General features: G+C 51.9%; 10 protein-coding genes. 8 read left to right on the top strand and 2 right to left on the bottom strand.

Translation table 11 applies throughout. The annotated features are described in order from the left end of the window. Window positions 1–6 precede the first annotated feature (6 nt). The 8 genes from BUB27_RS05335 to proB all read left to right on the top strand — a co-directional run bounded on the left by BUB27_RS05335 (window position 7) and on the right by proB (window position 8,843). Window positions 7–1,155 (top strand): ABC transporter ATP-binding protein, encoded by a 1,149-nt coding sequence (locus BUB27_RS05335; protein WP_234991674.1) that lies wholly within the window; start codon window positions 7–9, stop codon window positions 1,153–1,155. Then, the gene (locus tag BUB27_RS05340) at window positions 1,155–2,666 is read left to right on the top strand and encodes an ABC transporter substrate-binding protein (protein ID WP_143158489.1); all 1,512 of its coding nucleotides are present in this window, start codon (window positions 1,155–1,157) and stop codon (window positions 2,664–2,666) included. Before BUB27_RS05335 ends, BUB27_RS05340 begins: the two co-directional genes overlap by 1 nt. Window positions 2,667–2,677: 11 nt before the next feature. Then, window positions 2,678–4,375, top strand: a complete 1,698-nt coding sequence (locus tag BUB27_RS05345; protein ID WP_200797069.1) for an ABC transporter permease — start codon at window positions 2,678–2,680, stop codon at window positions 4,373–4,375. Window positions 4,376–4,437: 62 nt separating this feature from the next. Next, entirely contained in the window at window positions 4,438–4,641 is a 204-nt protein-coding gene (locus BUB27_RS05350; protein ID WP_143158490.1) for a hypothetical protein, read from the top strand. Between the two features lie 64 nt (window positions 4,642–4,705). Beyond that, complete coding sequence (locus tag BUB27_RS05355; RefSeq protein ID WP_143158491.1) at window positions 4,706–5,668, top strand: hypothetical protein; 963 nt, start codon at window positions 4,706–4,708, stop codon at window positions 5,666–5,668. Further along, window positions 5,665–6,297, top strand: a complete 633-nt coding sequence (locus BUB27_RS05360) for a class I SAM-dependent methyltransferase (RefSeq protein ID WP_143158492.1) — start codon at window positions 5,665–5,667, stop codon at window positions 6,295–6,297. The genes BUB27_RS05355 and BUB27_RS05360 overlap by 4 nt, the downstream gene beginning before the upstream one ends. A 57-nt stretch (window positions 6,298–6,354) precedes the next feature. After that, window positions 6,355–8,079 carry a putative manganese-dependent inorganic diphosphatase gene (locus BUB27_RS05365; RefSeq protein WP_143158493.1) on the top strand — a complete coding sequence of 575 codons (1,725 nt, stop codon included), beginning with the start codon at window positions 6,355–6,357 and terminating at the stop codon, window positions 8,077–8,079. Then, complete coding sequence (gene proB / locus BUB27_RS05370) at window positions 8,076–8,843, top strand: glutamate 5-kinase (RefSeq protein WP_143158494.1); 768 nt, start codon at window positions 8,076–8,078, stop codon at window positions 8,841–8,843. The genes BUB27_RS05365 and proB overlap by 4 nt, the downstream gene beginning before the upstream one ends. On the opposite strand, the gene BUB27_RS05375 is transcribed toward proB, so the two are convergent. Both BUB27_RS05375 and BUB27_RS19085 read right to left on the bottom strand, forming a co-directional pair. Beyond that, a complete protein-coding gene (locus tag BUB27_RS05375; protein ID WP_159434817.1) occupies window positions 8,840–9,760 on the bottom strand; it encodes a YihY/virulence factor BrkB family protein in 921 nt (306 codons plus the stop codon). The two genes, proB and BUB27_RS05375, sit on opposite strands and share 4 nt — an antisense overlap. A gap of 48 nt (window positions 9,761–9,808) precedes the next feature. Beyond that, window positions 9,809–10,071, bottom strand: a 263-nt coding sequence (locus BUB27_RS19085) for a hypothetical protein (RefSeq protein WP_234991675.1), incomplete at its 5' end; no start/stop codon positions are given.

A 10,071-nucleotide genomic window follows, 5' to 3' on the forward strand; every position in this document is an offset into this window, starting at 1 on the left:
CGTGCCATGTCAGATCTCTTTCCTTGCAATGGCGGGGTTTCTGGTGAGGATATGCAGCATCTAATGGATGCTATTCGAATAGATTCGGTCAGTAAGACCTACGATAAAGGTGTGCAGGCTCTCAAAGACGTCACGCTTCATGTGGAAGCGGGGGAGTTGTTCTTTCTCTTGGGGGCGAGTGGTTGCGGTAAAACTACTTTGCTCAGGACGATTGCGGGTCTTGAAGAGCCGGATCAGGGGAGCATCTATTTCGGTGAGCGGAACGTGACTAATGTACCGACTCATAAACGCGAGGCAGCCATGGTATTCCAATCCTATGCTCTCTGGCCTCACATGTCTGTTGGAGAAAATGTGGCCTTTGGTCTGGAGGAACGTGGTATTCAAGGGGATGAACTGGTTGATAGAACCTTGGAGGCTCTCGAGGGGGTGCAATTGGGAGGTTATGAGGACAGGCGGATTGATCAGCTATCTGGTGGGCAGCAGCAGCGTGTGGCTTTGGCGAGGGCCTTGGTGGTTAGGCCTAAGTGTCTTTTGCTCGATGAGCCACTTTCAAACCTGGATGCCCAGTTGCGTTTGGAGATGCGGACGGAGATCCGCCGGATTGTGAAAGAGTTTGGGTTGACTGCGATTTATGTGACACACGACCAGGAAGAGGCTTTGAGTGTGGCTGACCGTATTGCTGTGATGCATGACGGTAAAGTAGCCCAGGTGGGAACCCCTGAGGAAATCTATAAGATGCCGCGTACACAGCAGGTTTCCCAGTTTATGGGAGAAGTGAATCTCATGAGCGGCAAGGTGGACTGGATCGTAAAAGACACAGAAGACGAGTATGTTGTGCGAGTGATTACGAGGGCGGGTGAGATTTTTCAAGGATGTGTTACTGAGAGGAACTGGAAGCCTGAGGTCGGTGATGTGGTGACGATTTCAGTGCGCCCTGAAGCCCTACGTTTCGATGACAGTGGAGACGTGATCAACCAAGTTTATGGCAAGGTGTTGGAGCGAGTCTATCAAGGACCTACCATTCAGTATCTGATTCGAAGTGTGGACGGCATCTATCTGCAAGTATCCGTAATGAATCCGAGAATGCTCCGTGAACCAGGCGAGGAGGTAGCCCTCACGTCTCGACAGCAGGATGTAGTGATGTTGCGTCCGTGATGAAGAAGTTTCTGAACAGAAAAGTGGGCGTTATCGCTCTGCTCATGGTGGTTGCCTTTGCGCCTCTGGTTTTGCGCAAGGGGGAAGTGGTGTCTCCAGGCTCAGCGGATGAGACCTTGGTGGTTATGACGCCTCACAATGAGACGATCAGGAGGGAGTTTGCCGAGGCCTTCAATGCATACTGGAAAGCGAAGACCGGAAAAACGGTTTATGTAGACTGGCGTACACCGGGCGGAACCTCGGAAATTCGCATGGTGCTGGACAGTAGTTTCAAGAGTGCCGAGGAGAGGTTGGGGCCTGATGCGGGAATTGGAGTGGATGTGTTTTTCGGGGGAGGAGATTATATCTTTGGCAAGATGGCCGAGAGAGGGAGATTTGTGAAACTCAAGGTGTTTGAAGATCACAAGAGCTGGTTCGAGGGTGAGAAGGGCATCCCGCAGACATTTACCGGGGAAACCTATTTCGACACAGAGAATCGCTGGGTAGGCGTCTGCTTGGCCAGATTTGGTATTTGCTACAATACGGATGGCTTGAAAAGGATTGGGGTAGATCCGCCTGTGACATGGGATGATCTGGGGGATCCAAAGTACTTTGGTCACTTGGCTTTGGCTGATCCTACCAAGAGTGGGTCGGTAGCAAGAGCCTTTGAAATGCTCGTGCAGGAGAAAATTCACGTGGAGTTGAGCCGCCTGAAGAGAGAGCCTGGTGAAACGGAGGCGGATCGCAGGGCGCGTGCTTCACGTATTGGGTGGGCCAAGGGGCTGAACTTGATTCAGCGTATCTCGGCGAATGCCAGATACTTTACGGATGCGGCTACCAAGATCCCGCATGATGTGGCTCAAGGGGATGCTGTTGCCGGGATGTGCGTAGACTTTTATGGCCGTACGTATAATGAGAAGCTGAAGCAGCCTGATGGTAGCTCGCGTGTACAATGGATGTCTCCAGCGTCAGGTTCTTCGACGAGTGTGGATCCAGTGGCAGTCTTTCGTGGCGCTCCCAATCCGGATCTCGCGCAAGCCTTTGTAGAGTTTTTGCTGTCTGAGCAAGGCCAGGTACTCTGGAATAAAAAGCCGGGAAGCAAGAATGGCCCCAAGCATCAAGCTCTTCGCCGATTGCCTGTGCGACCAGATGTCTACACGAAGGAGAATCTCGCAGACTTTACGGATCCGGAAGTTCTTCCCTATGTCAATAAAGGTGAGTTTACCTACGAGGCGGAGCTTACAGGTCCAGCCTTTACCGCATTACGCATGATTATTCGGGCGATGTGCATTGATGTGCACGATGAGCTAAAGAGTTCCTGGTACACTCTTGCGGAGAATGGCTTCCCGCCGCGTGCCACAGCTCATTTCCACGATGTGGCGAATGTTTCCTATGACCGGACGATGGCTGAGATTCGTCAGCAAGTCAGTGTCGGTAAGAAGATTGATACGACGACCATGGCTACGCGTTTAGCTGCCACCTTCAGACGTAACTATGCGGAGGCGGCGCGTTTGGCGCGAGCGAAGCAGTGATTTAATGGAAGATGAAAAGCGGTAAGGCGATACTAGTAACGGTTTTAGTGACTCTGTTTTTCGGGGTCTTCTTCATCTATCCCGTGTGTGAAGTGATGCGGGAGGCGTTCACTGGAGATCAGGGTGGTTTTACCCTAGATTACTTCCTCAAGATTTTCACTATCCCGATTTATCTCGAGGGGCTTTGGAATGCCCTTTTGTTAGGGATTACTTCCACGATAGTCACCTTTCTGATCGCACTGCCCTTGGCCTTGGCGTCCTACCGTTGGGCGTTTCCTGGGAAGAAATGGCTGACGGGTCTTATCTTGGCGCCTTTGGTGCTGCCGCCATTTGTGGGAGCTGTTGGGGTGAAGCACATCTTGGGGACTCAGGGGGCTCTGAATGCCTTCTTGATTGATTTGGGTTTGATGAATGCTGACTACCCCACGGATTGGCTAGGAGGGGGGAGTTTCTGGGGAGTGGTGTTGATGAACTCGATGCATTTGTACCCTATTCTCTATATGAATGTATTGGCCGCGCTGGGTAATCTGGATCCGACCATGGAGCAGGCTGCGCAGAACTTGGGGGCGTCTCCATGGAAGCGTTTTAAGAAGATTACGCTGCCTCTCTGTATGCCGGGGATTTTTGCGGGAGCGGCCATTGTGTTTATTTGGTCGTTCACTGAGTTGGGGGTGCCCTTGGTGTTTGATTACACGCGCGTAGCTCCCGTCCAGATTTATGATGGGATCAAGGATTTGAGCGGAAACCCTATGCCCTATGCCTTGGTGGCGGTCATGTTGGTGATCTCCGTGATCGTGTTCGCGAGTTCCAAGTTGGTGATGGGGCGTAGCAAGCTTGGTACAGCATCGCGTCCCAAGGGACAGCATAAGGAGCGCAAGCTCAAGGGGGGTAAAGGATGGCTTGTATCTCTGATGTTTTTCATGACTTTCGCCATCGCCTCCATTCCTCATTTTGGCGTGTTCTTCTTGTCAGTCTCTTCGGATTGGTATGGTACCGTGCTTCCGGAAGGGATGACTTTAGCTCACTATAGTGAAGGCTTGGGGCATCCACTGGTGGTCGGATCTATCCAGAATAGTCTGTTGTATGCTTCAGGAGCTACCTTGATCGATGTTATTCTTGGACTTGGGGTGGCCTGGGTCGTGGTGAGAAGTAAGATCTGGGGAAGGGGAGTGCTGGATGCTTTGATGATGTTGCCGCTTGCCATTCCCGGGCTGGTGCTGGCCTTTGGTTATCTGGCTCTTAGTGGGGAAGGTGGGACGTTTCATTTTATGATTGGCGAGGGCGGCAGTCCTGCACTTCTTTTGATTGTGGCCTATGCTGTTCGTCGATTGCCCTTTGTGGTTCGCGCTGCCGTGTCTGGTTTGCAGCAAAGCAATGTGGCTCTGGAGGAGGCGGCGATGTCTATGGGTGCGTCTCCATCAAGAACTTTCCGTCGAATCGGTCTTCCCTTGATTGGGGGGAGTTTGGCTGCTGGAGGTATTTTGGCCTTCGCGTTTGCTATGCTGGAGGTTTCCGATAGCTTGATTCTGGCCCAGCAGGCTCAGCATTTCCCGGTGACGAAAGCCATCTATGCTTTGCTCAGTACCTTGGGGAATGGCAACGAGATTGCTTCTGCTCTCGGGGTGTGGGCGATGATCTTCCTTGGCGTGGCGATTGCAGGAGCCTTTGTGCTAGTGGGGCGTAGAGGTGGCAGCTTGTTCCGCTTCTAAGTCAAAGATTGCTCATATGAGGTCTTGATTTCCTAGGAGCAGGGGGTATGGATTGCCACGTAATGAAGCGATTAATTTTCAGTGCCTGCCTTGCGGCAGCTGGTTTGGGAATGATTTCCTGCGAGAAGCACGATTGGGAAGATACCAAGAAGCTCTACCAGGAACACGGTAAAGAAGAGCACGGTGATGCTCACGGTGAAAAGAAAGCTGATGGTCACGAAGGGCACAATCATGGTGCTGGCGACCATCACGAAGGGGGGCACTAATCTACTAGGAGTGTCATGGTATGGAATATAACCAGCCATAGGTCCTCCCAGAAGAGTTAGTGCTATGAATCGTCGACCACCTGCATGGCTTTGGCCAAATCTACTTAGTCTGGATGCGCCCATCGTGGCTTGCATCTGGATGTGGATGTTAGCGCGTGCTATGCGGGTGCAGTACGTCGAACTGTCGTCTTACGCTGTATTGGCGGCAGCTGTCTGGTGTGTTTATGTATTGGACAGAATTAAGGATGTCTTCAGTGGGAAGCATCCGGTTGAGGGGGAAATGCCATGGAGGCATGAGTTCCATTGGAAACTGAAATGGCTTCTTTTGGTTTTGGTTGCGGCTGTCATTGTCTACAGCGGCTATTCGTCTTTGTATGTGCTGTCACGAGAGATGCTTTCTGCTGGATTGGTGGGAGCGTTTTTGGTGCTCGTGTATTTTGTGGTTGCGGCTTTTGATCGTGCCGATGTCGCCTACGGAAAGAATTTCTTTGCGGGGATGGTCTTTGCCTTCGGTACGGCGGTGCCAGTGGTGATTTATTCCCAGCCCATGCCCGCAGTTCTGAGTGATGTCATTGCTCCTCTGCAGGTAGCTTCGCAGGAGGGGGGCGCGATTGCGATGCTTGGAGGGATTCTCCTGGCGCTGAAGGAATATATTATCATGGTGCTGGGTTCACTCGGAGTGGTGCTGTTCTCGGTGCACGTGGTTTTGTTTGGCCTGCTTTGCGTGATGAATATCACGGCTATTGATTTGTGGGAGCGTTCACGGAGATCTGATGATCAGGAGGTGAAGGATGCTAGTGAGTTCTCACTGAGTGCGGGTTTGATGGCTCTCGTGGCTGGCGCAATGATCTCTGCGGCGTTTTTCGTGGATGATTACGGAAGGCCTCTGTGCTACGCGGTGATGATCTCTGCGGCTTTACTGCAAGTGATTAATCGCAAGCGATACAAGTTTTCTTTGGATGCCCAGCGGGTGCTTGCGGACATTGCCTTGGTAGTGCCGGCTCCGTTGATGTTCTTTCTTTCATGAGTTTCGGAAGAGTCTCGCGCGTCTATGCATTTTGTGAGCGTCTGGTGTTCGCAAGTAGGCTTCAGGAGGCGCGAGAATCCTGTTTGAATGAACTGGAGCAATGTCTTGATCATACCGGTGCGCGGCTGCTGGTCGTGGGAGGGGGTGACGGACGGTTTTTAAAGGCTTTGTTTGAGCGGGGGCTTGAGCCTGTCATAGATTATGTGGAGATCAGCCAGCGGATGATTGGTCAGGCCAGACGAGAGGTGGAGGGGTATGAGGCTGCTGAGCGTGTTCACTGGTGTTGCCAGTCTTTCGAGAGTTGGGATGATGAGGGTTATGATGCGGTGATCGCCCAGTTCTTTATTGATGGGTTTGAGGGAGCTGACTTGGAAAATGTATTGCGTAAATTGGTAAAAGCACAGGGGGATGAGGGTGTTTTGCTGATCACCGATTTTGATCCTCAATCGTCTTGGTGGGCCTCTCTTTTAGTGAAGCTGATGCAGGGCTTCTTTTGGCTCACTTGTGGTGTGCCTGGACGGGCGTTTATCCGTCCTGATTCATGGCTTGAAAGTGTAGGGATGGTGCGCCAATCTGAAATTCTAGGAATGGGCGGACTTATTTTTACGACAAAATGGAAGAAACGGTAACTCGGTATTGCAATGACGGCGAAATGTGATGAGCTGTCCGCCTCTCTATCCAATATTATGACTCTCAAAAGCCAGAAACCCACTTACGTTGTTGGTCACTTGAATCCAGACACAGACGCAATCTGTGCGGCTATTGGTCAGGCTGAGTATCTCAGGGCATCTGAAGGTGTTGATGCGATGGCTATTCGTTGTGGAGATATCCCGAGTCGCGTGGCTTGGGTGCTGGAGCAGGCCGGTATTGAAGCTCCGCCTCTGGTTTCGGATGTGAGGACCACCGCGGAGCTGATCTGTGAAAAGGATTATGTGGCTGTTCGTGAGGGAGATACTTTCTTGTCCGTTTACCGCGCGATGCAAAACAGCGAGGTGAAGTCTGTGCCTGTCGTGAGTGATGATAATGAGATCCGTGGCATTCTGCAATTCACGGACCTGATGCAGCTGCTCATGCCGCCTAGTATTGATACGGGCTACAACGTGAAGACGGTTCATGCTTCTCCACAGAAGATTCTTGAGACCTTGGATGGTGAGCTCGCAGGCGCCGACCTTCCTGATCAGGATGTCGAGGAAGAGTTGATTATGTTCGTAGGTGCCTCTAGTGAGCGTACTGTGGGTGATAGTCTGGCCAGGGTGAAGAATGATGGGCTTTCTAACAAGCAGATCGTGATTTGTGGAGATAGACCAAAGATGCAAGAAACTGCCGTGGATCATGGAGTACGCCTCTTGGTGGTTACTGGTGGTTCCCAGGTGGATGCGGAGGTGTGTAAAGCGGCTCGTGAGAAGGGCGTGATCGTGATTTTGTCTAAGTACGATACGGCGACAACCGTGCAGTTGGTGCGCTGTTCCCGGGTGGTGAAAAATGCGCTCGGCGATGAATTTCTCTGTGTAGAGGCTACCGAAGCGGTAAGTGATATCCGTAAGCGTCTGAGTGCTGCGCGACAGGATCTTTTCCCTGTGGTGAAGATCAAAGCTCGCTCGGGAGCTCGTAAACTCGTCGGTGTATTTCGCAAGTCAGCCTTGGTGGATCCTCCGCGTACGCGTCTCGTGCTGGTGGATCACAATGAATATTCTCAAGCCGTCCGCGGTGTCGAAGAGGCTGAAGTGGTCGAGGTGATTGATCACCACAGACTGGGCGGGAACGTGGTTTCCCGTGAGCCGATCCGCTTCTTGAACGAGCCAGTTGGGTCGTCATCGACACTGGTGGCGCGTAAATTCCGCTATCTTGGCGTACCGCTCTCCAGGGGGGTGGCCATGTGTCTTTGTGCGGGTCTTATTTCTGATACTCTCAACCTCACCTCACCAACGACAACGGATCTCGATAGAGATATGCTAGCTTGGTTGTGTGACATAGCAGGAGTTCAGGCTGAGAAATTTACCCATGACTTCTTTGCTTCAGGTTCACTGCTCTTAAAAGGCACGGTGGACGAGTTGATCGGAACCGACCGTAAGGAGTTTAATGAGTCCGGTAAGTTCATCAGTATTTCCCAAGTGGAGGAAATGAGCTTGGAGAAGTTTGATGAACGCTGTGATGAGATGGTGGATTCACTGAAGAAACTCTCTGAAAATAAAGGTTATGACCTCGCCCTGCTGGCGGTGACGGATATCACCAAACACCACAGCCGTATAGTGGCGGTAGGTGATCCAAAGATTATCGATGTCTTGCCGTTTGAGAATTCTAGTGATTATGTCTTGGAAGCGTCTGGAGTTGTGAGCCGTAAAAAGCAAATCTTCCCAGCAGTCTGCAGAGCCATTCAGGATGCTGCAGCGACATCAATAGAAGTTGTATGAAGCATACCGTTGTAAAGGTCGGAACAGGTGTCCTCACGAGAGATTCGGATGGGCAGTTGGATGGTGCATCTTTGGTAAGGTTGGTCACAGGTTTGGCTGACTTGGTGGCGAGTGGTCAGCCGTGTATCCTGGTTTCCAGTGGTGCGGTGGGCGCCGGTATCTCCGAGTTGGGCTTGGATTCCTACCCAAATGACGTGCCGTCACGTCAGGCCTGTGCAGCAGTGGGGCAGTCCCGATTGATGCATATCTACCAGAATCTCTTTGGTAACTTCGGACTACGAGTGGCCCAAGTGCTTCTGACGGCGGATGATTTCCGTGATGATGCTCGTCGTGCGCGATTGAGTGATACACTGACTCGTCTTTCCCAGTTTCCGGATGTCATTCCTATTATCAACGAGAATGACTCCGTGGCCGTCGAGGAATTGAGTGTGGGGGATAATGATATGCTCTCTGCTCGTGTGGCGAACCTGGTTGGAGCTCGTCTACTGGTTCTGCTGTCTAATATCGATGGGCTCATGCCGCCTGAGAGTGATCAGATCATCGAGTATGTGAACGATGTGGAATCAGTTCTCGATTACGCCCGCGCCGGTAAAGGTAGATTTTCCATTGGGGGGATGGCCTCCAAGCTCAAGGCTGTGAAGTATGCTGTAGATTCAGGCATTGAAACGGTGATCGCCAATGGGCGTAAGCCGAGCCATTTGTTAGATATCTCTGAGGGCCAGGGTTATTGCACGCGTTTTGCTGCACGTAAGCCGAAGGCCTAGTGTTTACTGTGCGCTGTAGGTGACTGTGGGTTGCGATATTCAGTAACGCTCCCTTCCATGTCTTCTACAGCGTGATCCTCTAGGCTGCGGCGTTCATTGGCTAGCGTGGCGGCGAGTTCGGCTCCATAGAGAACGGCTTGCATCACGAAGTAGACCCAGAGGAGAAGGAGGACCAGCGTCAGTGCGCCTCCATAGATGTCTCCGATGTGTGCGTGCTGTAAAAAGGTGGTGAGCCCAAATTTCAGGACGACAAGAAGCAGTGAGCTGGCGAAGCCGCCGACAAGAGCTTCCCTGAATTTAGGTGGTCGCTTGGGTAACCAGCGCATGACAATAGCAGTCAGCAGGGTCATGGCGGCTAGGGTGATGATTGGGGAGAGGATGGAAATGAACTGCAAGAGGAAGGGTGATCCAGAGAGGGAGTTCTTGATGAGAGCAATCACTGTTTCGTAGATCACCGCGCTGGCTATGGAGATGCCAAGCATGACAATCAGGATGAGGGAAGTGAAACGCCCCATCAAGTTGGCTAGTGCTGCATGACTACGCTTCTTGTAGAGCGGCGTGCCAAATACCTTGCTGAGTGAGCGCCTCAATTCAGTAATTACTTTGGTGGCTGAGAAGGCCAAGAGGATACCTCCAAGGATGGGGGATACGCCTGAGCCGATCCAGTTGAGGTCTTGGGAAAGGATTTGAGAGAGGTACTTGGTGACGCTGAACCCTGTTACATCCGTGGTGCGCTCCAGCAAGCTGCGTAACGCGGTCTCCTTGTCTACGATCCAGGAAGCCACTGTCAGGCCGATGACCAGAATGGGAATCAGGGAGAAGAGGGAATAGAACGCCAGAGCAGCAGCTTCGTTGGCGTGGCCGTGCACCCACCAGTTCCTGGCGGCCTTTAAAATCCGTTTGGCCCACGGAATCATGTTTGAAATCCGAATCATTCGCTACAAAAAGATACCTTAAATGCTCGGTTAGAGACAAACATCGAATAAATTTGGAGCTATTTTGGTGGGCTTGAGTGATGAGTTTGCAAAAATGGACCTGCTGAAGTGATCACTGAGCGGCTTGTTTGACAAAAACGCCGAAAAAACTTCGGACGTGAAAGTGTGTGTTTTCAAGGGGTTGCGGAGGGGGTGCGGGAAAACTTTGAAAAAAGGTGCTGAAAGATGTTGACCCGGACCGGGAAATATGTAGATTGCGCCCCGCCCCGCCAGCCGGGGGGCACGGAAGAGAC

It is taken from the genome of Rubritalea squalenifaciens DSM 18772, assembly GCF_900141815.1.
Lineage (GTDB): Bacteria > Verrucomicrobiota > Verrucomicrobiia > Verrucomicrobiales > Akkermansiaceae > Rubritalea > Rubritalea squalenifaciens.

Coding starts and splice junctions, on each gene's coding strand:
- BUB27_RS05335 (WP_234991674.1), top strand. CDS start 7: ATGTCAGATCTCTTTCCTTGCAATGGCGGGGTTTCTGGTGAGGATATG.
- BUB27_RS05340 (WP_143158489.1), top strand. CDS start 1,155: ATGAAGAAGTTTCTGAACAGAAAAGTGGGCGTTATCGCTCTGCTCATG.
- BUB27_RS05345 (WP_200797069.1), top strand. CDS start 2,678: ATGAAAAGCGGTAAGGCGATACTAGTAACGGTTTTAGTGACTCTGTTT.
- BUB27_RS05350 (WP_143158490.1), top strand. CDS start 4,438: ATGAAGCGATTAATTTTCAGTGCCTGCCTTGCGGCAGCTGGTTTGGGA.
- BUB27_RS05355 (WP_143158491.1), top strand. CDS start 4,706: ATGAATCGTCGACCACCTGCATGGCTTTGGCCAAATCTACTTAGTCTG.
- BUB27_RS05360 (WP_143158492.1), top strand. CDS start 5,665: ATGAGTTTCGGAAGAGTCTCGCGCGTCTATGCATTTTGTGAGCGTCTG.
- BUB27_RS05365 (WP_143158493.1), top strand. CDS start 6,355: ATGACTCTCAAAAGCCAGAAACCCACTTACGTTGTTGGTCACTTGAAT.
- proB (WP_143158494.1), top strand. CDS start 8,076: ATGAAGCATACCGTTGTAAAGGTCGGAACAGGTGTCCTCACGAGAGAT.
- BUB27_RS05375 (WP_159434817.1), bottom strand. CDS start 9,760: ATGATTCCGTGGGCCAAACGGATTTTAAAGGCCGCCAGGAACTGGTGG.